The sequence below is a fragment of the Shewanella woodyi ATCC 51908 genome (genome assembly GCF_000019525.1).
Classification (GTDB): Bacteria; Pseudomonadota; Gammaproteobacteria; order Enterobacterales; family Shewanellaceae; genus Shewanella; species Shewanella woodyi.
Genome location: NC_010506.1, coordinates 3851086 through 3877153, shown reverse-complemented (window position 1 = coordinate 3877153; position 26068 = coordinate 3851086). Strand labels below are relative to the sequence as shown.

The 26068-nt window shown below is 43.9% G+C and carries 19 protein-coding genes; 16 read left to right on the top strand and 3 right to left on the bottom strand.

Going from position 1 to position 26068, the window contains the following annotated elements:
* Positions 1–4 precede the first annotated feature (4 nt).
* The 7 genes from SWOO_RS16290 (at position 5) to SWOO_RS16260 (ending at position 7505) form a co-directional block, all read left to right on the top strand.
* Positions 5–1225 carry a methyltransferase gene (locus tag SWOO_RS16290; protein ID WP_012325767.1) on the top strand — a complete coding sequence of 407 codons (1221 nt, stop codon included), beginning with the start codon at positions 5–7 and terminating at the stop codon, positions 1223–1225.
* Between the two features lie 257 nt (positions 1226–1482).
* Positions 1483–2532 (top strand): 3-oxoacyl-ACP synthase III, encoded by a 1050-nt coding sequence (locus SWOO_RS16285; RefSeq protein ID WP_012325766.1) that lies wholly within the window; start codon positions 1483–1485, stop codon positions 2530–2532.
* Between the two features lie 113 nt (positions 2533–2645).
* Positions 2646–3539: an alpha/beta fold hydrolase gene (locus SWOO_RS16280; protein WP_012325765.1), complete on the top strand. Its 894-nt coding sequence runs from the start codon at positions 2646–2648 to the stop codon at positions 3537–3539.
* A gap of 75 nt (positions 3540–3614) precedes the next feature.
* Positions 3615–5339 (top strand): olefin beta-lactone synthetase, encoded by a 1725-nt coding sequence (gene oleC, locus SWOO_RS16275; protein WP_012325764.1) that lies wholly within the window; start codon positions 3615–3617, stop codon positions 5337–5339.
* Positions 5340–5346: 7 nt separating this feature from the next.
* Entirely contained in the window at positions 5347–6432 is a 1086-nt protein-coding gene (gene oleD, locus SWOO_RS16270) for a 2-alkyl-3-oxoalkanoate reductase (protein ID WP_012325763.1), read from the top strand.
* A 60-nt stretch (positions 6433–6492) separates the two neighbouring features.
* Positions 6493–7050 (top strand): hypothetical protein, encoded by a 558-nt coding sequence (locus SWOO_RS16265; RefSeq protein ID WP_195742804.1) that lies wholly within the window; start codon positions 6493–6495, stop codon positions 7048–7050.
* A gap of 92 nt (positions 7051–7142) precedes the next feature.
* Positions 7143–7505, top strand: a complete 363-nt coding sequence (locus tag SWOO_RS16260; RefSeq protein ID WP_012325761.1) for a nuclear transport factor 2 family protein — start codon at positions 7143–7145, stop codon at positions 7503–7505.
* Positions 7506–7530: 25 nt separating this feature from the next.
* Here SWOO_RS16260 and SWOO_RS16255 read toward each other — a convergent pair whose 3' ends face one another.
* On the bottom strand, positions 7531–8382 hold the full coding sequence (locus tag SWOO_RS16255; RefSeq protein ID WP_012325760.1) for an RluA family pseudouridine synthase: 852 nt from the start codon (positions 8380–8382) through the stop codon (positions 7531–7533).
* Between the two features lie 179 nt (positions 8383–8561).
* Here SWOO_RS16255 and SWOO_RS16250 point away from each other — a divergent pair, with 179 nt between their 5' ends.
* From SWOO_RS16250 to SWOO_RS16240, 3 genes are all read left to right on the top strand, one after another.
* Positions 8562–9422, top strand: a complete 861-nt coding sequence (locus SWOO_RS16250) for a type 2 periplasmic-binding domain-containing protein (RefSeq protein ID WP_012325759.1) — start codon at positions 8562–8564, stop codon at positions 9420–9422.
* A gap of 183 nt (positions 9423–9605) precedes the next feature.
* Complete coding sequence (locus SWOO_RS16245) at positions 9606–11339, top strand: phospho-sugar mutase (protein ID WP_012325758.1); 1734 nt, start codon at positions 9606–9608, stop codon at positions 11337–11339.
* Between the two features lie 156 nt (positions 11340–11495).
* The gene (locus SWOO_RS16240; RefSeq protein ID WP_012325757.1) at positions 11496–19508 is read left to right on the top strand and encodes a BspA family leucine-rich repeat surface protein; all 8013 of its coding nucleotides are present in this window, start codon (positions 11496–11498) and stop codon (positions 19506–19508) included.
* A 48-nt stretch (positions 19509–19556) separates the two neighbouring features.
* On the opposite strand, the gene SWOO_RS16235 is transcribed toward SWOO_RS16240, so the two are convergent.
* Positions 19557–20849, bottom strand: coding sequence for a serine/threonine transporter (locus SWOO_RS16235; RefSeq protein ID WP_012325756.1), 1293 nt, complete (start codon positions 20847–20849; stop codon positions 19557–19559).
* Positions 20850–21244: 395 nt separating this feature from the next.
* Between SWOO_RS16235 and SWOO_RS16230 the strand changes: the two genes are divergently transcribed.
* On the top strand, positions 21245–21988 hold the full coding sequence (locus tag SWOO_RS16230) for a DUF2927 domain-containing protein (protein WP_374700155.1): 744 nt from the start codon (positions 21245–21247) through the stop codon (positions 21986–21988).
* Here the strand turns inward: SWOO_RS16230 and SWOO_RS16225 are convergent.
* A complete protein-coding gene (locus SWOO_RS16225) occupies positions 21985–22533 on the bottom strand; it encodes a chorismate mutase (protein WP_229377417.1) in 549 nt (182 codons plus the stop codon). The two genes, SWOO_RS16230 and SWOO_RS16225, sit on opposite strands and share 4 nt — an antisense overlap.
* A gap of 104 nt (positions 22534–22637) precedes the next feature.
* On the opposite strand from SWOO_RS16225, the gene SWOO_RS16220 reads away from it, so the two are divergent.
* The 5 genes from SWOO_RS16220 to SWOO_RS16200 all read left to right on the top strand — a co-directional run bounded on the left by SWOO_RS16220 (position 22638) and on the right by SWOO_RS16200 (position 26065).
* Entirely contained in the window at positions 22638–23600 is a 963-nt protein-coding gene (locus tag SWOO_RS16220; protein WP_012325753.1) for a hypothetical protein, read from the top strand.
* A gap of 191 nt (positions 23601–23791) precedes the next feature.
* On the top strand, positions 23792–24067 hold the full coding sequence (locus SWOO_RS16215; protein ID WP_012325752.1) for a hypothetical protein: 276 nt from the start codon (positions 23792–23794) through the stop codon (positions 24065–24067).
* Between the two features lie 232 nt (positions 24068–24299).
* Positions 24300–24686, top strand: coding sequence for a VOC family protein (locus SWOO_RS16210; protein ID WP_012325751.1), 387 nt, complete (start codon positions 24300–24302; stop codon positions 24684–24686).
* An 81-nt stretch (positions 24687–24767) separates the two neighbouring features.
* Entirely contained in the window at positions 24768–25265 is a 498-nt protein-coding gene (locus tag SWOO_RS16205) for a GyrI-like domain-containing protein (protein WP_012325750.1), read from the top strand.
* Between the two features lie 101 nt (positions 25266–25366).
* The gene (locus SWOO_RS16200; protein WP_012325749.1) at positions 25367–26065 is read left to right on the top strand and encodes a helix-turn-helix transcriptional regulator; all 699 of its coding nucleotides are present in this window, start codon (positions 25367–25369) and stop codon (positions 26063–26065) included.
* The last annotated feature ends 3 nt before the right edge of the window (positions 26066–26068 follow it).

The following is a 26068-nucleotide window of genomic DNA, read 5'->3' as shown; positions in this document are numbered from 1 at the left end:
TTTCATGTCCCATAGTGCGTTATTATCTCAATTAGACTCTCTGCTGTTACAAAGTCGGCAGCTGTGGCAAGTAAAGGCATTTGACTGTGACAAACAGCCTTGGGAGGAAAACTTCCCTAATCTGGCTGCACTTGTTTGGTCACTTGATGATGATATTCTCGATGAGCTAGATAGAGTGCAGGCCGAACTATTGAACTGTTTATTGCCTGCACTTAACAAAGATTTAGTCCTCTTGTCTGAAAGTTGGTCTCTGGAATTACTGAATATTAAGGCGCCACTCTGCGCAGGTTCTCGAGTCAGGGAGATGGAGTTTCAAGATATTGCCCACTTTAGTGCAGGGATCAAGGGGCGAAAATGGGCTCAAATTACCGCCTTTACCCAAGAGTTACCCGCAGATAAGTGCGAAGTACTTGAATGGTGTGCAGGAAAAGGTCACCTAGGAAGGTTAATTTCAAAATCGCAGGGAAGAGAGGTTGTTAGTCTTGAGTGGCAGCAAGCCCTGTGTGATGCTGGTGAAAAGTTTGCTCAGCAGTGGCAGCTTCCACAGAAATTTGTCTGCGCTGATGCGTTTGATAATCAGCAAAGTGAACTTAAAGTTGAGCAACAAGCGGTTGCTTTGCATGCCTGTGGCGATCTCCATGTTCGTTTACTCTATTTGGCTGCCAAGGCTGGAACCCGCCATATTGCTATCTCTCCTTGCTGTTATCATCTTATTCAGGCGAAGGAGTATCAAGCCATGTCTAAGGTTGGCCTGCAAAGTGAACTGAGGTTGAGTCGCCATGATCTTCAGCTTCCTCTGCAGCAAAGCACAATTGCTAAAGGGAAGCAGCAAGAGTTAAGGCATAGAGAGATTGCATGGCGTTTAGGTTTTGACTCTTTGCAGCGTGAAGTTAGAGGGGGTTCTTGCTATCTGCCAATTCCTTCGCTGAAGCAGAGTCAGTTAAATGGTGAGTTTTCCACTTTCTGTTACTGGGCCGCTGAACAGAAGAGCGTCGATTTACCAGAGAATCTCAATTTCAAGCGCTTTCTTGAGTTGGGTGTCGAGCGACAACGCTTGACTCGAAGAATTGATCTGGTTGCGCATATGTTTCGCGGTGTATTTGAGCATTGGTTACTGCTCGACAGAGTCTGCTATTTAGAGGAGCAGGGGTATGAGGTTACACTTGAACAGTTTTGTAATAATGAGATAACCCCCAGAAATTTACTGATCAAGGCTAAAAAGTAAGCAAGGCTAGCTTTGTTGTATCAATTGATCTGTAAGTGATTGTTTGTAGTTGGTATTTGTATTTTACTGTGTTTTATAATCTTTAAAAATCTCCGTGATCTTTGTGATGATTAAGGTTTAATGATTAAATAAAGTGGGCCTTAGGCGGTTTTCTATTGAATCATTAGCTTTTTCTTGCTCAAATGTCGGGTTAACACTAAAAACAATAAATATTGGTTGTTTTTTCACCAATATAGTGAGCGAAATATTACTGTTGCATGAAATATTCCCAAGTATTTATTAATAGCCTGGCATATGAACTGGCACCTGAAGTCGTGTCCACTTCCGATTTAGAATCTCGATTGGCACCGCTATACAAGAAGTTTCGCATTCCAATGGGGCAACTTGCCGCATTGACTGGTATTCAAGAGCGTCGTTGGTGGCCTAAGGGTCACAGGTTATCTGATGGTGCTTTATCGGCTGCGCATAAAGCGATCGATGAAACAGGTATTCAGGTGAGCGATCTCGGTGCTGTTGTGTATACCGGTGTTTGCCGAGATCAACATGAACCAGCAACCGCATGTCGTATTGCTGCTGAGCTTGGTGTTTCTAAAGATACCGCTATATACGATATCAGTAACGCCTGTTTAGGTGTGCTATCTGGCATTTTGGATATCGCTAACCGCATTGAGTTAGGTCAGATAAAAGCAGGCTTAGTGGTTTCATGTGAATCTGCACGCCATATTGTTGATATTACAATCGATAATATGCTTGCTGAACCAACGATGCAGAACTATGCAAAGTCTTTAGCAACCTTAACCGGTGGCTCAGGTGCGGTGGCAGTATTGCTTACCGATGGTAGCTTGCCATTAAAAAGCGATCGCCAACATCAACTGCTTGGTGCGAGTCACCTTTCAGCCCCAGAGCACCACAACCTTTGTCAGTGGGGTCTGCAGGAAGCTGGTGTGCATCTTTACCGTGAGTTTATGCGTACCGATGGTGTTGCTTTGCTCAAAGAGGGCGTTGAGCTGGCGCGTCATACTTGGAGTCACTTCCTTGAGCAGAGGGATTGGGTGGTTGAGCAGGTTGATAAGGTGATCTGTCATCAGGTTGGTGCATCTAACCGACGTCAGGTTCTAAATGCCCTAAATATTCCTCAAGAGAAAGAGTTTCCAACTTACCAGTTGCTTGGCAACATGGGCACAGTGTCTTTACCTGTGACCGCAGCTTTGGCACACGATCAAGGTTTCCTTCAAAAGGGAGATCAGGTGAGCTTTCTTGGCATCGGCAGTGGCTTGAACTGCATGATGTTAGGGATTAAGTGGTAAGCAACACTCTGCATAAAGGCTGTGCTCAATTTACTTGAGTGACAGCCTAATTAAGCCTATAAAAACAGAGCCTGATTAATCGGGCTTTGTTGATAAAAATATTAGGAAGCGTCATGTTAGACACTCTGTTCCCCTTCAAACGTAACTATCTCTATAGAGATGGGCATAAACTGCAATATGTTAATGAGGGAGAAGGTGAGCCGGTCGTTATGGTTCATGGAAACCCAAGTTGGTCATTTTACTATCGCAATGTAGTCACTGCACTTAGCGGTAAGCATCAATGTATTGTTCCTGATCATATCGGTTGCGGTTTGTCGGATAAGCCCGATGATAGCGGCTATGATTACACGTTAAAAAACCGTATTGACGATCTCGAAGCTCTGCTCGATCACCTTAATGTCAAAGAGAATATCACCTTAGTGGTTCATGATTGGGGCGGGATGATAGGGATGGGTTATGCAGCCCGTTACCCTGAGCGTATTAAACGCCTTGTGGTGTTAAATACGGGCGCCTTTCATCTGCCTGAGTCAAAACCATTTCCTTGGCCCCTGTGGATCTGTCGTAATACCCTGTTAGGAACGGCTTTGGTTCGTGGTTTTAACGCTTTCTCATCTATCGCCTCCTATGTCGGGGTTAAGCGTAAACCTATGCCTGCTGAGATCCGTAAGGCCTATGTCGCGCCATTTAACTCTTGGGCTAACCGCATCTCGACGTTAAGGTTTGTGCAAGATATTCCGCTTAAGCCAGGTGACAGAAACTATGAGTTAGTATCTGAGATTGCCGCGAGTTTACCTAAATTTGCTAACGTGCCGACACTGATCTGCTGGGGTATTAAAGATTTTGTTTTTGATAAACATTTCTTAGCTCAGTGGAAAGTGGAGATGCCTCACGCTACCGTACATGAGTTTGCTGATTGTGGTCACTATATTTTAGAAGATGCAAGTGAAGAGGTCGTTGGGCATATTAGCGACTTTATCTCAAATGACTCGCTTATTGCTAATAGCTAGCATGACAGTTTGAACAAGTATTAGCGGATCATCAGATCCGCTTTTTTATTGAAAGAAACGAGTAAGGTCACGAATATGACTCTCTCTTCACAAAACCCTTCGCACGACTTTTCACTTGCGAGAAGTGCAAACCTCTGTCGCCACTTAACCTTGGCATCTCAATCTTTTCCAGAACAGTTGGCCGTTGCTGTACAAACTGCGTCGTGCTCATTTTTCTCACCTAAAACATTAAGCTATCAAGAGCTCAACTTTGGCGAGTTAAATCGTCAAAGTGATAAATTAGCACATGGATTAAATGCCTATGGTATTAAACGCGGCATGAAAGCTGTGCTGATGGTGACCCCTAGTCTGGATTTCTTTACCCTAACATTTGCGCTGTTTAAGGCGGGGATTATCCCTATTTTAGTGGATCCTGGCATGGGAGTGAAAAACCTAAAACAGTGCTTTATTGAATCCGCTCCCGATGCATTTATTGGGATCCCTAAGGCGCACTTGGCCAGAAAACTCTTTGGTTGGGGAAAGGAGAGTGTAAGGTTTTTGGTTACCGCTGGTGGCAGGTGTTTGTGGGGCGGGGTGAGCATAGATACACTGTTGCAAGGTACGCCAGATACACCTTATCAGATGGCTGCTCTTGATGAAGATGAGATGGTTGCGATTCTGTTTACCAGTGGCAGTACGGGAACCCCTAAAGGAGTTGTCTACTCTCACAAGATGTTTGAAGCTCAAATCACCGCCCTTAAACATGATTATGCAATTGAGCCCGGTGAGCGAGACTTAGCAACCTTTCCACTGTTTTCACTCTTTGGTCCTGCACTGGGCATGGCCTCAATAGTGCCTGAGATGGATGCCAGTAAACCTATCACGGCTAATCCTGACTACCTGTTTGCTGCCATTGAAAAGTACCAGTGCAGTAATATGTTTGTGAACCCTGCTTTGATTGAACGCCTAGGTGAGGCTGGGGTAACCGATAATCAATGTCATCAGTTACCGAGTATTAAGCGCGTGATCTCAGCAGGTGCCCCTGCGACTATCTCTTCAATTAAGCGCTTTAGTCGGATGCTTGGTGAAGGTGTTGAGGTACTTAACTCCTACGGCGCGACCGAATCTCTTCCCCTGAGTAAGATGGCCAGTCAGGCCCTATTTGCAACCACAGATATCACAGATAACGGTGGTGGGATCTGTGTGGGTGAGGCGATAGATGGTGTCGATATTGCGATTATCGAGATTAATGAACACCCCATTAACACTTGGGATGAAACATTGCGCTTAGCGGCGAATGACATAGGTGAAATTGTGGTCAAGGGGCCGATGGTGAGTCGCAGTTACTATCGCCGTGACAGTGCCACGGAACAGGCAAAAATTATCGATGGAGATGGGGTACGTCACCGTATGGGGGACTTAGGTTACCTAGACAGTGAAGGTAAGCTATGGATGTGTGGCCGAAAAGCTCATAGAGTCGATGCAAGTACTCAGTTACCTCATCAACCACAACGTTATTTCTCTATCCCTTGTGAACGTATTTTTAATACTCATCCTCAAGTGAAGCGTTCGGCATTGGTTGGCGTTAATGTTAGCGGCGATACAGTGCCACTTTTATGTATTGAGCTCGATACCTCTTTGGCTTGCTCTGCTGGTGCAAGTCTCTATGCAGAGCTTAACCAAATCGCACAGAGTCACGAGCAAACTAAGGGGATCTCGCGCTTTTTAGTTCATCCTAGTTTTCCTGTTGATATTCGTCACAACGCCAAGATTTTTCGTGAAAAATTGGCTGTGTGGGCACAAAGTAAACATAAGGAGTAGCTTGAGTATGTCTGAAATGCCAGATATGAATGGGCTGGAGTTGCATAACTTTGCCATTGAGGAGCAAGTTGCGCTATCTAAGCTTAAGGCTAAGGCACACCACGCCTTTGTGACCGGAGCTGGAGGCTTTTTAGGTAAAGCTATCTGCAAACGCTTACTCGCTGCAGGTATCCAAGTGACTGGTTTTGCAAGAGGGGATTACCCTGAGCTTAGCGCCATGGGCGTTAAGATGATTAAGGGGGATATTGCCGATCAAACAAGTGTGATCGAGGCCATGAAAGGTTGCGATCTGGTTTTTCACGTGGCTTCTAAAGCTGGTGTGTGGGGGAGTAAGTTAAGCTACTTTTCACCTAATGTCGCTGGCGCTGCCCATATCATCCAAGGGTGTAAGCAGTTAGGTATTGCAAACCTTGTTTATACCAGTACGCCAAGCGTAACATTTGCCGGAGAGGATGAAGCGGGCCTAGATGAAACTGCGCCCTATGCTGAAACGTTTTTGAACTATTATGGTGAGTCAAAAGCGGTTGCAGAGAAGATGATGATCGATGCTAACTCAGAGGTGCTAAAAACAGTGTCACTGAGGCCGCATCTTATTTGGGGGCCGGAAGACCCTCACCTCGTCCCTCGCGTGATATCTAGAGCAAAAGCCGGCAGACTCAAATTGGTGGGGAGAGAAGATAAACTAGTTGATACCATCTATGTTGATAATGCTGCCTATGCCCATATTCTCGCGGCTATAAATCTGTCTGAGCCTGATACTAAAGTCGCGGGAAAAGCTTACTATTTAAGTAATGATGAGCCTATCACTATGGCTGATATGCTGAATAAAATTTTAGCTTGTGTCGATATGCCTAAAGTGACTCAGCGAGTTCCTGCCAGCTTAGCTTATGGTGTTGGAGTAATACTTGAAGCCTATTATAGCTTGATGAATAAGCAGGAGGAGCCTGTGATGACTCGATTTGTGGCAAGGCAGCTATCAACCAGTCACTATTTTGATATCTCTGCTGCGAAAACAGATTTCGGCTATTCAGCTATTGTGAGCATTGACCAAGGCATGGTGAAATTGAGAGAGTATCTCACTGAAATCGAGTAAATAGCTTAGTTAAGTCAGTATTTAAAAATGATAATTATTTCAAGGATGAAAATATCACCTATGCCCCGTTTGAAACCACCGTTTTTATCAATCGCAATTTTGACCTGCTGTGCTGCCACTGTATCGCCAAAGCTAATAGCATCGAGTGTTGAGTCCATGACATTAGCGCTGCTCGCTGATGTTGAGGTTTTGGACACAGGCTCTTCACAAGTTCACTCCCCGAAAGAGAAAAGCTTCTCGGCTCTGAATTCAAATCCCTTTATTGGTAGTTGGCAGTTGCTTTCGGGTCGATACCTAGATGAGACTGGTGCTTGGAGTGATTATCAAAGTTTACATCTTAACGCGATTAAAGTGATCTCAGATTCACATTTCAGTTTCACTACTGTTAAAGAGACGAGTGAGCAAGGCGTTAATAAGTTGGAGTTCTGGGCTGCTGGCACAGGGCGTTACGAATACAATGACTCCCAATATATCGAGTACCCGACACTTAACTCCTTTGGGGCAAAAGAGGGGGCATCATTTGCCTTTGAGTATGAAGTGAAGGGGGATAAGCTGCATACCAAACGCGTCGAAGCGGGCAAGCTTAAAGAGGTTGAAGTGTGGAGAAAGCTCGATTAACCCTCTTTTGAGAGCGGTAAACAAGCTTACTTTTGTGTTGCTATACTAAAATCAAATAAGTTGTTTAATCACTTATGTGAGTGGAAAGTATTATGATTACTGATGACCTGCAAGCTTATGTTGATGCATGGAATGAGCATGACATAGATAAAATCATGTCTTTTATGTCAAAGGATTGTGTATTTGAAACTGGAGGTGGGGCAGAGGTGTATGGTACCCGCCATTCAGGCTTTGAAGCAGTAAAAGCAAGGTTTATCTCTGTGCTGGAAACCATGCCTGATGTCAGCTTTAATCAGGCTAAACACTTTGTACAGGCTGATAGAGGCTGCTCAGAGTGGATATTTACCGCCACTAAACCTGACGGCACAAAAATAGAGCTAGAAGGGTGCGATATTTTCACTTTTCACAAGGGTAAAATAAAAGTGAAAAGCTCATTTATGAAGCATCGTCATTAGCAACAAAACCGCTCTCGAGTTTTGATTACAACTTAGGTCGTAATCGCTCTGGCAGCTCAAACTCATTTATTTCGCCTGTGACAGGGCAGGGAAATTTGAGATAGCAAGATGTCAGCTGCAGATTGATGTCAGAACCGCTGGCTATGCCGTGTAACCTGTCACCAACGACAGGATGACCAAGAGAAGCCATATGGATACGAATTTGGTGTTTTCGTCCTGAGTCGATCTTGACCTGCACCAGAGAACGGTTCTGCTTAGCGTCGTATTCAAGCAATTTGGCGTGTGAACAGGCTGATTTATTATCAACATCACTATCTACAGTGACAACCTCCTCTCTACCTGAATTGAATCGGCCTTCAACAATTACCTGATAATATTTATCTAATTCTCTGAGTTCGAAAAGCTTAGCTAATGCTGCCGTTATGCTTTTACTATGCCCGATCAGAACAAGTCCAGTCGCAGCCCTATCTAAACGATGCACAATGAAAGCGGGTCTATCTGGAGTCAAGTGAGTCTCTGAATAGCGGTTGATGGTAGTGTGGTCACCCCATTTTGAACCTTGGCATAGCATACCGTAGGGCTTGTACCAGAGGCTGTACTGGCCCATATCAGCAATGAGTTCAGCGTCATCAATCTGATGTTCAAGCACCTCTTGGTTATAGTATAGGTGGAGTTCATCACCCACTTTAAGTGATTTCTTGCCACGCCTAAGGCGGGATGTATTGTGCTTGCGGGTGTGCCACACCGCCCCTTTGGTCATGGCTTGTTTGATCTGCTGCTTAGATAACCCACTCTTATTAGCAAGTAAGGAAGCGGCATTGGCCTCACATGAGTCGACATTAATGTGGCATTCAATTTTGGGGAGAGTTGGACTCATAGACTAAGTAGCGTATTTAGGCGATAGTAAGCTGTCAAGTTTACACTATTACAAGTGATATGTGTTATTGCTTCACTAGCGATTATTATTAGGTTTTAAAGCGAAATGACTACTTTATTCAGTTTAGTTTGTCATGTTCAAATAGCTAAACCTTGTGGTTAGTCTAAAGAGGAGAGTGAGTGCGGATTTTAACTTTTTTTAGCCCATATATTTTACTATTTTGTGCATTACCAGTTAACGCTGAGCCTCAGGTTATTCGTTACAATATTTCTGATCAGTTTGTGGATCCGAAACAGAGCTATTATATCGACTTACTGCGTTTAGCACTGGAGAAGAGTCGTGAACCTTATGGTGATTACCAACTTCAAGCTGTGGTGAGTGAGATGGCTCAGGCCCGTACGGTTCAACTGGTACAAAAGGGCGAGTTAGACTTAGTGTGGACCATGACCAGTATCGATAGAGAGCGCAGACTTACTCCAGTTTATTTTCCATTACTTAAAGGCTTGATGGGCTATAGAATTGCGATAATCCGGCGTCAAGATAAGCAGAGGTTCGCCGACATTGAAAGTGTTGAGGAGCTTCAAGTTATTCCTGTTGGTCAAGGAAGTGACTGGCCTGATAGTGATATCTTGCAAAAGCAAGGTTTTACCTTAGTGAGGGGGGCGGCTCGCAGCTTGCTCTCAATGCTGAATATGCATCGTTTCGATTACTTTTTACGTGCTCTTCATGAACCATGGGATGAAGTGATTGGACATCCTAGTCTGATGATCGACTCCTCCTTTGTGATTATCTACCCCTCCCCTATCTATTTTTTCGTTAATCCGGATGATAAAAGACTGGCTGAGCGGGTCGAGTATGGCTTGAGAAACGCGTTACTAGATGGCAGTTTCGAAGCACTATTTAATCATCATGCTATTACTTCCCAAGTGATTGAGCGTGCGAATTTACCGTTAAGGCGGATATTTACTCTAGATAATCCCTTGCTGTCTCAAGAGAGTAAAAACCTCCTGAGTGAGAAGGAGCTTTGGTTTAAACAGTAAGCTGATTATTGGGTCATCTCTGGGCTAAAAATAGAAAGTAGAATACTCATCTTAAATGTGTGATCACTGAGATTTAATGCAAATTAACTTGTTCTCTGATGAGACGAGGATTACTGTCAATGCTAATGATTTTCAACTCGCCTAACATTCTCACAGGTTTATTAGGCCGCATTGGAGTAGAGCATGAATACACAATTAGCATTGAGAGTAAAAAATTGGATAGAAGCTGATCCAGATCCTCGTTCGAAGAGAGAGCTTCAACAGTTAGTCGATAACAATGATGACACTGAACTTGGGAAACGTTTTGCTGGCAGACTGGCTTTTGGTACTGCAGGGTTAAGGGGCGTGGTTGGGGCAGGTCCAATGGGCATGAATCGATTTGTCGTGCAGCAAACCACATCAGGGCTTGGAAGCTATCTGAAAGCTCAGGTAAGTGACCTTGACTCACGTGGTGTGGTGATAGGCTATGACGGTCGTCATGACTCTAAGCAGTTTGCCCATGATGCAGCGGGTGTGCTGACAGCGATGGGTATCAAGGTTTATTTGACCAGTAACGTTGCCGCTACACCACTCGTGGCTTTTGGTGTACTGCATTTTGGGGCCGCAGCTGGCATTGTGGTGACGGCCAGCCATAATCCGCCACAATATAATGGTTATAAAGTTTATTGGGGCAATGGCGCGCAAATCATTCCACCTCACGATTCAGGTATTGCAGCCTGTGTTCATCAAGCTGCCGATCAGTCTATCTGCAGAACTATTGAGTTACTCAGCCTAGAGCAAGCTCGGCTTTCTGGCACCTTAGTGATGTTGGAAGATGATTTCTATCAGACCTATCGACAAGGGATTCAAGATGCCGAGGTGTTACAAAATCATACTCGGCCAGAGTTAGTGAGCTTAGCTTATACGGCGATGCATGGTGTCGGGGCTGAAATGGCTGAAACCGTGCTTAAGGATGCAGGTGTCAGTCAGGTGTACTCTGTGGCTGCTCAACGGGAGCCAGATGGTGATTTCCCAACGGTGAATTTCCCTAATCCTGAGGAGAAGGGGGCGATGGATCTAGTGATTGCAGAGGCAACAAAACATGACGCTATGTTAGCTTGTGCCAACGATCCTGATGCTGACCGATTCGCTGTTGCGGTTAGAAAGAGAGCAGGTGATTATCAGATGTTGACAGGAGATCAGGTGGGAGTGCTCTTTGGTCATTATTTACTGAAACACGCGTCTAAAGAGCAACGTTTGACCTGTACCACTATTGTGTCATCAAGTTTACTATCGAAAGTTGCGGCGAGTATGGGGGCAAGGTGTATTACGACACTGACGGGCTTTAAATGGCTCATGAACGTGGCGATAGCAGAACAAACCCCTGATAACCGTTTTTTATTTGCCTATGAAGAGGCGCTAGGTTACACAGTTGGGGATATGGTGTGGGACAAAGATGGGCTATCTGCGCTCGTGGCTTTCTCGCAATTAACTGCTGAACTTGCAAGCAAAGGCGAGACGATTTGGGATAGATTAGCGGATATCTATAAAGAGCATGGCTTCCACCTTAATGCTCAGGTGAGTATCGCATTAAAGCCCGATACTCCAAATATAGGCGCTTATCTTCGTGAGCACCCACCAGTAACAGTGGCAGGACGTAAAGTGCTCTCTGTTGATGATATCAGTTGTGGTGAGCGCAGATTTGCTGATGGCCGACTTGAAACCATTGCGCTACCTTTAAGTGACGTACTTATTTACAGCTTAGAGGGAGGGGCTAGGGTGATAGTGAGGCCCTCTGGGACTGAGCCAAAAATAAAATGTTATTACGAAGTTGTTGAAATTATGGGAATAGATGATAGTTTAGAAACAGCTCAACTAAGAGCACGCGCTCAAATGGATAAATTTATTGAAGCCCACCAAGCTTCATTACCTAAGTAGTTTTGACAAGGGAGGGTCAGTGAACTTGTGATATTTCTTAACCAGCGTTAGCAAGTTCACTTTACATTTATAGGATCACACTAAGGAAATAAATTAGACGTACCAATTTAGGGCTAAACTAGAAGAACTCATCTAATTTTTAGTGAGGATTGGCCTATGAGAGTTTGGTTCGTCTCTTTAAGTGTGATTATCTCCAATTCAGTGTCTGCTGTGCTGGCATTCATTTTATATCTGTTTCCTTTAGCGTGCCTTGCTGCGACAACGGACGATTTTGTGTTCACCATAAAATCTAATAACACCGGCACCTCTTCAGATGTTCAGTTCACTCTTCCCACTACTGGTAGCGGATATAATTACAATATTGATTGTAATGATGACGGTACCGATGAAGCTACGGCTCAAACTGCCGATTACACTTGTGATTACACCTCTTTGGGTGGTGCTGGAACTTATACTGTCAGGGTTGAAGATAACTCTGGTGCTAGTACAGGTTTTCCTCGTATTTACTTCAATCAAACTGGAGACAAGCTAAAACTGTTGACCATTGAACAATGGGGGACGGGAAAATGGACCAGTATGGAAAAATCTTTTTCTGGCGCATTGAACCTGACTGTACCGGCGACGGATGTTCCTGATTTATCGGGCGTTACTAGTACTATAAATATGTTTTGGGATGCTGTATTGGCAAATCCAGATGTCAGCAGTTGGGATGTTTCCAATGTTGTCTCCATGAACAACATGTTCTTAAGTGCATATGCTGCCACCCCAGATGTCAGTAACTGGGATGTCTCCAATGTTGAAAATATGAGCGCCACTTTTTCTAACGCAACATCCGCAAATCCAGATGTCAGTAACTGGAACGTCTCAAAAGTGGTGTATATGAACTCCATGTTTTTCAACGCGGAGTCGGCTAGCCCTGATGTCAGTAGTTGGGATGTATCTAGTGTCCAACAGATGAGCTCAATGTTTCAAGATACCATATTGGCCAACCCAGATGTGAGTGCTTGGGATGTTTCAAAAGTCACCACTATGAGTTTTATGTTTGCCGGCACCACGGCTGCTAACCCTGATGTCAGTGGTTGGGACGTTTCTTCAGTGACGACGATGGAATCGATGTTTGCAGGCGCTTCACTGGCAACTCCGAATACTAGCAGTTGGGATACGTCAGCAGTGACGAATATGCATTCGATGTTTTTGAATGCGACTTCAGCTAATCCAGATACCAGTAGCTGGAATACCTCTCTAGTGACTAATATGAGGTCGACTTTTAACGGGGCTATATCGGCAAATCCAGATGTCAGTAGTTGGGATACCTCATCTGTAACTAGTATGTATGCCATGTTTTTTGCTGCGACATCGGTGACCCCAGATACCAGTAGCTGGGATACTTCTTCGGTGACGACCATGCGCTCTATGTTTAGTGGTGCTACATCCGCTAATCCAAATACCAGTAGTTGGGATACTTCATCAGTTATCTCGATGAAGCTTATGTTTTTCAATGCAACTTCAGCCAATCCAGATACCAGTAGTTGGAACACTTCAGCCGTTACTAACATGTCATCAATGTTCTCTGGTGCAACTTCTGCAAACCCTAATATGAATAGTTGGGATGTCTCGAATGTCACTGATATGGGCTCTATGTTTTCTGGTGTCACGCTCACCACAGCTAATTATGATGCGTTGTTTACTGCTTGGAATGGGCAAACTCTACAAAATGGGGTTAGCTTTGACGGAGGGAACTCCAAGTATTGTAGTGGTGAGTCTGCTAGAGACAATATGATCGCTAGTGATAGCTGGGTAATTACTGATGGTGGAAAAAGCTGTCCTAATATGCATTTTGTGACCACATGGAAAACAGATAATAGTGGCAGTTCTAACGCGACATCAATAACTATTCCAACTACCGGAACGGGATACTCATATGATGTGGATTGGAATAACGACGGTACGTTTGATGAGTTTGGCTTAACAGGTTCGGTGACTCATGATTTTGGTACGGCAGGTACTTATAGCATACGTATACGGGGAGATTTCCCTAGGATCTATTTTAACAATGTTGGTGATAAGGAGAAAATACTCTCAGTAGACCAGTGGGGAGCAGGTGTCTGGACTAGCATGCAAAATGCATTTTATGGTGCCACTAATCTGACAATAGACGCAACTGACGCACCAATATTGACCGGAATGACTAGTTTACGAGCAATGTTTCGCGATGCGACGACCATGGATGATGACATTAATCACTGGGACACCTCGAATATCACTAACATGCTGGATATGTTCAGAGGCGCTTCTGCGTTCGACCAAGATATTAGCAGCTGGGATACTTCCAAGGTGTTCACTATGCAAGCCATGTTTGAAGGAGCCAGTACATTTAATCAGAACATTTCAATCTGGAATACCTCAAAAGTGAGCAGCATGTTAAGTATGTTCCAGAATGCCAGTGATTTTAATCAGCCTCTTGGTGTATGGGATACGGCTAAAGTTACCAATATGTCTTTTCTGTTTGATGGTGCGATAGCCTTTAATCAGGATATTAGTAGTTGGGATACTACGAAAGTGACCGTTATGGTTTCTATGTTTCAAAACGCCACCAATTTTGATCAAAACCTTGATAGCTGGGACATCTCCAGCGTTGGCAATATGAGCTCAATGTTTTCCGGAGCAACACTGTCAAAGGTGAATTACGACGCTCTTCTGGTTAGTTTTAACGCGCAAACATTACAAAGCGGCGTTATATTTGATGGCGGCAACTCTGTTTATTGTGCCAGTGAAGGTGCGCGGGTAAATATGATCGCCAGTGATAGTTGGGTCATAACTGATGGTGGAAGAGAGTGTGCACCAGTAACGCCATCACAGACACCCGATCTGCTGGTTACATCGGACTCTGGAGTGGTGATCAGTGACAACATTACTTTAGATAAGACGCCAAGCTTTGATATTAATTGTAGCAACATTGGTAATACAATTACGCTTTACTCCGACAATCCTACTTCAGACACTAATCTTGCTACTCAGATCTGTACTAGTGTGGGAACAGAGTCTATTACTGCAGGTGTATTGTCTGATGGTGATCATAATATCAGCTATACCGATACTTTCTCAGGTGATGAGTCTGCCCACTCTCCAACGTTATTAGTGAAAATTGATACTGCCGCACCAGCAGCACCAAGTTGTAGTAGTAATCCTAGTACGGCTAATGATTCCACCAATATCTCCACAACTTGTACAGGCGTGGAGACGGGGTCAAGTTTGACGATAGCGGATATGACTTGTTCACCAACACCTGCCACAGTAAGTAATACCGTTTTATGTAGCGGCACTATAGGTTCTGGTGGAGGAGAGATATTGACCAGCAATGATACTGTTTCAGTTATCGATCTGGCTGGTAACAGTGATACCAGTGAAACAACAGGTTTAGTGGTAGACAATAGTACTCCTGTTATTGCTGAGAGTGGCGCTATTAATACTCCCACATCAGATAATACACCTAGTTACAGTTTCAGCAGTACAGAAGCGGGCAGCATCAGTTACTTAGGCAGTTGTAGTTCAGCCACGTCGGTGGCAGTCAGTGGCAGTAATACCATCATCTTTAATACATTAGCTGATGGCAACTACAGCGATTGTCAGCTGCGAGTGACTGATTCGGCGGGGAATCTTTCCAACTTACTCAGTGTTAGCAGTTTTGTGGTGGACAGCACAGAGGCAACCTTGAGTGAAGTCACTCCTGTCGCAACACCCACAAGTGACAGCACACCTAGTTATAGTTTCAGCAGCACAGAAGCGGGCAGTATCAGTTACTTAGGTAGCTGTAGTTCAGCGAGTTCGGTGGCGGTCAGTGGCAGTAATACCATCACTTTTAATACATTAGCTGATGGCAACTACAGTGATTGTCAGCTGCGGGTGACCGATACTGCAGGTAATCTTTCCAACTTCTTAAGTATCAACAGTTTTGTGGTGGACAGCACAGGGGCAACCTTAAGTGAGATCACTCCTGTCACTACGCCCACAAGTGACAGCACACCTAGTTATAGTTTCAGCAGCACAGAAGCGGGCAGTATCAGTTACTTAGGTAGCTGTAGTTCAGCGAGTTCGGTGGCGGTCAGTGGCAGTAATACCATCACCATTAATGCATTAGCTGATGGCAGTTACAGCGATTGTCAGCTGCGGGTGACTGATGCTGCAGGTAATCTTTCCAACCTCTTAAGTATCAGCAGCTTTGTGGTAGACAGCACAGGGGCAACCTTAAGTGAGATCACTCCTGTCACTACCCCCACAACGGATAGCACGCCAAGTTACAGTTTCAGTAGCACAGAAGCGGGCAGTATCAGTTACTTAGGCAGTTGTAGTTCGGCGAGTTCGGTGGCGGTCAGTGGCAGTAACACCATCACTTTTAATGCATTAGCTGATGGCAACTACAGTGATTGTCAGCTACGGGTGACCGATGCTGCAGGTAATCTTTCCAACCTCTTAAGTATCAACAGCTTTGTGGTGGACAGCACAGGGGCAACCTTAAGTGAGGTCACTCCTGTCACTACGCCCACAACGGATAGCACGCCAAGTTACAGTTTCAGCAGCACAGAAGCCGGCAGTATCAGTTACTTAGGCAGTTGTAGTTCGGCGAGTTCGGTGGCGGTCAGTGGCAGTAATACCATCACCATTAATGCATTAGCTGATGGCAGTTACAGCGATTGTCAGTTGCGGGTGACTGATGCTGCAGGTAATCTTTCCAACCTCTTAAGTATCAGCAGCTTTGTGGTAGACAGCACAGGGGCAACCTTAAGTGAGGTTTCCCCAGTTACTACGCCCACAAGTGACAGCACGCCAAGTTACAGTTTCAGTAGCACAGAAGCGGGCAGCATCAGTTACTTAGGCAGTTGTAGTTCAGCCACATCGGTGGCTGTCAGTGGCAGTAATACCATCACTTTTAATACATTAGCTGATGGCAACTACAGTGATTGTCAGCTGCGAGTGACTGATGCTGCGGGTAATCTCTCAAACTTACTCGATGTCAGCAGTTTTGTGGTGGACAGCACTGGGGCTATCTTAAGTGAGGTCACTCCTGTCGCTACGCCCACAAGTGACAACACACCTAGTTACAGTTTTAGCAGCACAGAAACGGGCAGTATCAGTTACTTAGGCAGCTGTAGTTCAGCCACCTCGGTGGCAGTCAGTGGCAGTAATACCATCACTTTTAATGCACTAGCTGATGGCAATTACAGTGATTGTCAGCTGCGGGTGACCGATGTTGCAGGTAATCTTTCCAACCTCTTAAGTGTAAATAGCTTTGTGGTGGACAGCAAAGGGGCAACCTTAAGTGAGGTCACTCCAGTCACTACGCCTACATCAGACAGCACGCCAAGTTACAGTTTCAGCAGCACAGAAGCTGGCAGTATTAGTTATTTAGGCAGTTGTAGCTCAAGCACTGTTATCGCAACAGAAGGTGAAAACACGGTCACCTTTAATGAGCTAGCAGATGGCAACTATAGTGATTGTCTGCTGCGTATTACCGATACTGCTGGAAATATCTCTAATCTATTAAGCGTAACGGCATTCGTTGTTGATAAATTATTACTTAGCTTAGAAACACAGTTACCAGATACTTTGTTGCAAGATGAGCACCTGTTCGTGACACAAAAAGTGGTTGGAGGAGAAGCTCCTTTTGTATTTCGGGCTGATAATTTACCGGAATGGCTGCAACTTGACAGTGCAACAGGGGAGGTCAAAGGTGCACCTGGAGTCAAAGATATTGCGACCTATTCAGGCATAACTTTCCATATTAGCGATTCACAAGAGAGAGAGGCGAAGAGTGTTACGTTTGAGCTTAGGGTGATAGATATCAATGATGCCCCTATAGCTGAAGATGATAGTTTTACTCTTGTAGAGGGTCAGAAGGGGTTGATAGAGGTCTTAGTCAATGACTCTGACCCTGATGTAGATGATCTTATCACGCTACAGGAGGCCAGTGCTGTTTTGGGAGAGGTGACGCTTGTCGGTGATAAACTGGAATATCAAAGCCCTCTTGATTTCGTCGGAACAGACATTCTCAGCTATACCATTGCCGATAGTGGCGGATTGACAGCGACAGCGAACGTTGAGGTGTCAATTACCAGTGATCCTGAGTTAGGGGCACCACCTACCTTAGTGTTACCGCAAGATATTGAGGTTAACGCTACAGGTCTACTCACAAAAGTTTCACTAGGGTTTGCCACTGCAAAGGATCATCTCAATAACCCTATTAGCGTTAGCCAATCATCGGGAAGTTACTTTGAGCCAGGTAACCATCAGGTGTTATGGACAGCTGAAGATGCTAGAGGACGTAAAACCAGCCGCAGTCAAAGTGTTAAAGTTCACCCTTTAGTCTCACTTCGTAGTGATAGTCATGTACAGGAGGGAGGTGCGGTGAGTGTGGGGTTCTATCTTAATGGTGATGCTCCTGATTATCCGGTTGTGCTGGATTATTCTCTAGGTGGCACTGCAGACGAAAATGATCATGACCTTCTCTCTGGTAGCATCAGCTTAACTCAAGGGCGTCTGGGACATATTCACTTTAAAACCTTTAGTGACTCTCTGGTTGAGGGAGATGAAACCTTAGAGATTAAGTTATCTGATGAAGCTAACCTTGCTGGCAAGTCTGCGCATCTACTAACTATTACTGAAGAGGCCCGTGCGCCCGATATTAGATTGAAACCACTTCAAGCTGGTATCGAAACATATACCGTCAAAGATACTGATGGGCTAGTCACTATTTATACCCTTGTCGATTCGGGTGATGTTGCAGACGCTTCCTATCAATGGTTTTCGAGTCAAGAGATAGTGAACCATTCTACCCAAGTATCCCAATTTGTGTTTGATCCTCAAGAGATCTCATCTGGGAATGTGCAGATAAGCTTAATGTTAACTTCTGCTCAAGGGCTTGAGGTCACAGCAAGAGTTAATATGTTAATCCAGTCGCAACCAGTTGTACTTGCGACTCCTGAAAATTGTTCAGTCATCAATGAGCAAGAGAGTGATGGTCGTCTCTTTTTGGTTGAATCCGAAGCTGAGACCTGCATTATGCGAGGTGATATTGCTTTACAAAGCCGCTCTGGAGGAATTCAAATTCTAGATGATGAGTTGACATCACTGCTGGATAATAGCCAAATTTTAGAGGGCGGTGTATTTGATTTTGTCATTTTCGGTAAGCCCAAAGGAAGTGATTATCAAGTGGTATTTCCACAGCGAAAACCTATTCCGGAAGAGGCAGTATATTTAAAATTCTCTCAACAGAGCAATGAGTGGGTTGATTTTGATACCAGTGAGGGGGATCAACTGGCAAGCGCCCATTCAAATCAAGGTTTATGTCCTGAGCCCAATGATCCTAGCTGGGTTTCTGGGCTTACGGTAGGAGATTGGTGTCTGAGGTTAACCATTAAAGAGGGAGGGCTGAATGATTCCGATGGTTTGGAAAATGGTATTTTGATGGATCCCGGCGGATTAACAGATCTTGAAAGTTTTAATTCGATTGATAATCATGACCCTGTTGCCGTGGATGATTTCATTGAGTTGGTGAGAGCAGTAGAGTCACCACTGGATGTATTAGACAATGACAGTGATAGCGACGGCGATAATCTTGTCGTTATTGAAGCTGTTGCTGAACTTGGCATGACAGAAATTATTGATGGAGTTATCTGGTATCGACCGATTTCTGACAGCTTTTTGGGAAATGACACTATCAGCTATGTCATTTCAGATGAGATGGGTGGAGTTGCTAAAGCCAATGTCTTGCTCGATGTGGTAACAGGAAATTCATTACCACTGGCAGTGGATGATGAGTTGACCATGTTGGTAAATTCACAAGAGAGTATAGATGTACTGAGTAACGATAGTGATCCTGACGGCGATCGACTATCACTGCACAAGGTATCTTCTGATATTGGCAAGGTGGAGATGAGCGGGAATAAACTGCTGATCACTCCAGATAGCGAGTTTCTAGGTGAATTTGAGATTACCTATTTTATTATCGACTCTTCAGGTGCAATGGCAACGGCGAAAGTCAAAATCACGGTTAAAGAGGGGGAGAAAATAGAGATTAAAAATGACTCTGGAGGCGTGATGAGCCTACTTCTTCTCCTCCTGTTGTACTCCTCTATATTGCGTCTATGGTCATATAGAGGAGCGAGATTGTAAATGCTTGTTAAGGAGACATAAACTGCTAAGTTTTTGTCTCCTTTTTATTTACTGAACAAGAGAGTAGAAGATTGCCGATATCGAAATTAGCCCGATAATAACGACGAAAAAATTACTTAATTGACCTGAATACTGCTTCATTGCTGGTACTTTTTTGATGGCATACATAGGCATTATAAAAAGTAGTAGTGCGATAATCGGACCGCCTAAGCTTTCGATCATGCCTAAGATATTGGGATTAATTGTGGCTACAGCCCAGGTTGTTAGCAGCATAAAGGCAGTCGTAAAACGATTTAAGGTGACTGAACTGATCTCCTTCTTCCTGCTACGTGCAGATTTAATTATTAAGCCATTAAAACCTTCACTGGCACCAATATAGTGACCGAAGAACGACTTCGTGATAGCTATTATTGCTACTATAGGCGCGGCATAGGCGATAATTGGTGTATTAAAGTGATTTGCCAAATAGGTTAATATCGACACATTTTGTGCCTTTGCTTCTGCCAAATTTGCAGGAGAGAGGCTTAGTACACAGCTAAAGACAAAAAACATCACAGTGGCGACCATGAGAATATGGCTCATAGCTAGAATTCGTGAACACTGCTTTTCAGCATTATCACCATGTGCTTTTTTGCGATCGACGGCGAAGGAGGAGATAACCGGCGAGTGATTAAATGAAAAGACCATCACAGGCAGAATTAGCCACAGAGCCATGACGATAGTGCTGATCCCTCCCTCTGCAGGCACGATGTTATTAAAGATTGCCGTGTTCCAGTAAGGAATTAAATAGAAAGAGAGCATCAGAAGTACAGCGACAAAGGGGAATACCAATACACTCATCGCCTTGATGATTAACTGCTCTCCTAAGCGCACCACTGCAATCAAGGCTATGATCAAGACTAAAGCTAAAGTCGCACGGTTAGGTGGGGTGATATTTAGCTGGTGCAGCAGAAAACTCTCAACAGTGTTGGTTAGTGCGACACTGTAGACTAATAGAATGGGGTAGATTGCAAAGAAGTAAAGCAAGGTGATAACCTTACCCATGCCAACACCAAAATGCTCCTCAACCACCTCTGTGATCCCAGCTCCTGGCTTAGACCCTGATAACACAAATCGTGTCATCCCCTGATGGGCGAAGAAGGTCATAGGGAGTGCAAGAAGGGCCATCATTATCAGTGGTATTAAACCACCTTGTGCTGCGTTAATGGGAAGAAAAAGAGTGCCAGCACCTACTGCTGTTCCATAAAGCCCTAATACCCATAGGGTATCACTTTTACTCCAGCTTGATTTGACTTCGATTTGTGTCGAGGCGGTTTCAGTTTTGCTAATTACAGTGTCCATTATGGACATCTCCTTAATCGGTTCTTATCTAACCTTATAAGGGTTCTGCATATAATCTTAAATTACTGCATTAAGCAAGATGTACGAAAATATCGGGCGAAATGACATAAGCAATATAAGATAGGGAGTTTAGAACCAAAATATGAATGGAAAAACTAACAGAACCCCGAGAAGGGCGTGCAGTATAGGGGAGATAATTGAGCATAAATGTGATTTCCGACAAACTTATTTAGGTTTTATGAATTAAAGTGTCGAAGCGAAGAAACTTTAAGCATTGGTCTGTTTGTTGTGGTGTGTTTACTTAAAAGCAATTGTTCAATGCTTTTGTTACTCTGTCTATATTGTGGATTATGGAGCCTAATTTGAAGAACAAACTTAATCATTTATTAGTACTTTTGTGCTTATTTGTCTCAGTTTCCTCTTTAGCGTCTGATTGGAAAACCCCTGAATACCTACAACAGGCGTTTGTTGAGGTTGCGCTGAGAAATGAGTATGACACAGGAAAACACTTAGTACGTAAATGGACTCAGCCGATCGGGATTTGGTTGGATCATCGTGTGGGTGATGAGAAGAAACATGAAGCGCTCGCCCGTATGCATATGGAGCATCTGTCTGCAATTACTGGACATGAACTCCAGCTTGTTAATAAGCTGGATCAGGCTAATGTTCATCTGGTTTTTACTAGGCAGAGCCGGTGGCTCCAGGAGGTTAAATCTCTGTTAGGGCCTGGGGCGGCAAAGAATCTTCATGGTGCTGTGTGTATGGCAAATGTTGCCACTAATACTAAGGATGAGATAGTTAAAGCATGGATTGTGATACCTGTTGATCAGGCGCAGATGCATGGCAAGTTATTGGCTTGTGTGGTTGAGGAGTTGACACAGATAATGGGCCTACCTAATGATTCAGATAAAGTATACCCCTCTATTTTTAATGATAAAACCCCGCAAGATCTTCTCTCCGGATTAGATGGTATTTTATTGAAAATGCTCTATCACAAGGAGGTGATACCTGGCATGGATGAGACAAGAGTGAAAGCTATTTTCACTCCTGTGCTGAAAAGTTGGGCAAGAGATGGAACGTTAGCGAATGCAGATAAGGTGATTCGGGAGGGGAAGCTCTATCCCCTGCTTGGTTACTAGTCTAGCTTATTTGAATCCGGCTTATTTAAATAGTCCACTTGCATTAAAGCGTTAAATAGCCGCAACTTGTCGGCATCGCTGATGTATCTATGTTCAATACTGCTGTTAAACGTTTCAAATTCATTGGCTTGTATCTGACCATGTTTCTTGATGTAGTTGCTGAGCTGCACAATCAAGCTATCTCCAAGGCGGATAAGATGAGGGCGGATCTCTAGCCTAAGGTCTTTGGGAGTGTCTAGACGTGGTTGCGAGAGTAAGTCTGCACGGTAACGGTACTGTATTGCCTTAGCAACGTCGATTTGTGCTTTAAAAAAGTCCTTAATAAGAGCAGAGTCTAGCCCTTGTGTAGCGGCGGAGATTTGAGCGCTAGCTATCACCCTTTTTTCTCGTGGTGAGTCCTCAATGGGGAGGTGATTGACAGCTTTAAAGAGTGCGACATCTTCCATATAGGAGAGTCGCTCGTTAATGGTGTTAAAAAGCATACTGGCATCATTTTCAGCGTTAGCATGAAAAGAGAAGATGATTAATAAGCAACACCTAATCACTTTTATCAATGGGATTCCTTATAAATTAGTTTGATTTACTTTATTACATAATTTAGGTTTATTCATTAAAATCTGATTGATATTTATAGTTTTTTGGAGCCTTGTTGATCTTTTTACGCTTTATACTATGTTGCTCTATTTTCATATCAACACTCAGTTTTGCCGATGATGAGATAGAAAAGTCTCAAGAACGCAGCAGTGATGCAGAAATCTCTAATCCCTGTTTTACTCAATCTGAGCAAGATGGGGTGATTGATGGGGCATTTGATTACCTCAATACTAAATTTTGCCAGCCTGCTATCTGGTTCGATAGTTTCTTTGTTGATGAGCGTAGCCAAGAGGATGCTCGTGCTGGGACTTTGGTTCGTTGGACAAATGATTTTTCCTACTACCAAAAGGAGGGGGCTAAGTACCGAACAGAGCTGAATGCTCGATTTAATCTACCTGGTGTAAACCAAAAACTAAAGGTGATCATTGATACTCAAGGTGAAGATGATCCTTTTGCGTTTCTCAAAGGACCTGATGACGAGGGGGAGCGAGATATTGGTTTGCGCTATGATTGGTATGGGAAAGACAGAGTGAGCTTTAATATTAAGGCGAATTTGAAGCCTAAATTAGAGGCTCGTTGGCGTTATACCTATCCCATTTCACATAATACCGTTACCCGTCTGACTCAGAAAGTTTACCAAGAGAAAAAAGTGACGGGTGAGTCTACCGAATTTGATATTGAACACTCATTTAATGAGGAGTTTCTCCTGCGCTGGAGCGCCGTGGCTCAGTACGAAAATCGGGGAAATGGCTGGGAGTTTGGCAGCAGCTTAAACCTTTACCACTACATTAGCAGTCAACAAGCCATCAACTATATTGCCAGTATCTATGGCGTCGACACTCCATATCATTATGTTGAGAATGCGAGAGTGGCAGTGACATATCGTCAGAATTTTCTGCGTGAATGGTTGTTTTTCGAGATCACTCCTGAGTACAACTGGCGTAAAGAGCTTGAGAGCGAAAGGTTGGATCAGATAATTCTCACTTTTAGGTTAGAGGTGATGTTTCAAAATATATAAGAATTTAATTTGTTGATATTATTTGATTTTTATGTCGATTTGAAATTTACATAAGATTTTTGGCAAATAGCGATATTGGTTACTATAGTTAAAGCCCTAACTTGATTAGGACTGTCAACGAGCCATCTTACCCTGAATGTGTGGCGACTTGATTACTATGAATAGGAATACCACTTATAAAGGAATATATCATGTCAAATCAAAATCTTGGTGCCTATGGCCCATTCACTTCAGAAATCGATACTCAAGCAAAGGAAGCTTTCTCTGAAGCGATGGAGCATTTTGTCGGTGTGGATTACTCACCTGTTGCCGTGGCAACACAAGTTGTTGCTGGATTGAATTATGCTTATTTCTGTAATGCACAGATCCCAGGTTTAGGCAGTTCTGTATACCCAGCTATGGTTAATATCTACAAACCATTAGATGGTGATGCAGTGATCACGCATATTCAAAAAGTGACATATTAGTTTAAGCAGTTAAACCTCACGACTCAAGAGCACCTTTAGGGTGCTTTTTTTGTGCCCTTATTATGAAGACTTCTTATGAGGGTATGAAGTTTATTGATGCAGAGAATTTAAATATCCCTCGATTGATACTCTACTGACACTATGGTGTCAGTAGCCCTGTTTTATGCTTGTTTCATCGCTAAGAGAAAATATTCATGTCGAATGTTAGCTTAGTAATAAGAAGGAGTTCAGTATGTTACATCAAGCACCATTAGTCTGGGGTGAGATTGCCGTTGAGAATATGGACAGGGCTGTTGAGTTTTATGGTAAGCACTTCGGTGTCAGTTTCAGGCGAGAAACCATGAATGATATGGATATGGCTATTCTGGAAACTGAGGATAAAGAAGCGGCCAGCATAGGTTTAGTTAAGCATGAGATGATGAAGCCCTCGGCGCATGGTAGTGTGCTTTATCTACATTTAAGTGACAAACTCACACCTTTAGTGGAAAAGATTGCTCAAGCTGGCGTGAATATACTGCTCCCTGTGATGCCAATTAAAGAGGGGGAGTGCGGTTTTATCGCCCTGTTTGAAGACTGTGAAGGCAATACCGTTGGCCTCTGGTCAATGGAGAGTAAGTAGAGAGTGTGTTAGGACCTGAAGCCAGTATTGAACTGGCTTTATTAGTTAAATTAATTCAATGTATTAGATAAAGGAGTGATAATGAGTCAGTTTAAGGAGGAGCCTTGTATGCCGGTTTTAGTTACCCAAGAGGCCATAGGGGTCAAGGGGATGTTTGTTAGAACCTCAAACCGTGCTGAGCAAGATGTTAATACCCAAAAAATTGCGCCACTTTGGCAGGGGTTTATGCAGCGTAGCGATGTACAGAGTAATACCAGCTCACCTATTTATGGCTGTTATTTTGATTATGAGTCTGATGTAAACGGTGAGTTTAATGTTCTCCTTGGACTGATGAAAGAGCAAGTTGAACCTATAAACTCAGAGTTAACCAAGCTCAATCTAGAAGCGGGTGAATACCTGAGGTTCAGGGCAAAGGGAGAGATGCCTGAAGTCGTGATCAAACTATGGGGTGAGGTATGGCAATACTTTAATGATGAAAACTGCTCATATTCGCGTCGATACCTCACTGACTATGAGTGTTATACGGCAACGGATGGGGTAGATATCTATATTGGTGTTAACCGCAAACTTGTTGTTTGAGCGTGCAGCTCTTAGTTCTTATTAAGGGAATCTTACTGTTTCTATTTTACATTCCCTGTTATACAAACAAGTGAACTAGAGTATTTATCCCAAGGAGTGTTATGCGCCGTGCCGATCGGTTATTCCAGATAGTACAGATCCTCAGAAGCAGACGATTAACCACTGCGCAGCAGCTTGCAGAGCGACTGGAGGTATCTACTCGTACTGTTTATCGTGATATTCAAGACCTCAGCCTAAGTGGGATTCCTATTGAGGGAGAAGCAGGAGTGGGCTACCTACTACGCCAGGAGGTTAATGTTCCGCCCTTGATGTTCAATGAAGCTGAACTTGAAGCGATTCAAGTGGGCATGCGTATGGTTCAGGCTTGGGGAGGGGAGGAGTTGTCAAGTGCTGCCAAGCAAGCGATGATAAAGGTTGAAGCCGTACTGCCATCAAGGTTGCAAGAGTATCAGTCACTCATGTTTGCGCCTGATTTCTATATCGATAATGACGAGTTTAAGTTTCTGGATATGCTGAGAAAGTCTTCACGTTTACGTGAGTACCTTTTAATGGATTACCGAGATGCTAACGAGGAGGCCACTCAAAGAGAGATAAGGCCTCTTGCCATCTATTTTTGGAAAGGGATCTGGACCTTGTTGGCCTGGTGTGAATTAAGAGCTGACTTTCGTAATTTCAGAGTCGATAGAATTATTCATCTGACAAAGTTAGAACGACACTTTGCCGTGTCGCCAGGAGAGGAGATGCATGACTACATTGCATTAATGGAAGTGAAGTACGGAGATGAAAGTAAGAAAAAGTAGCGG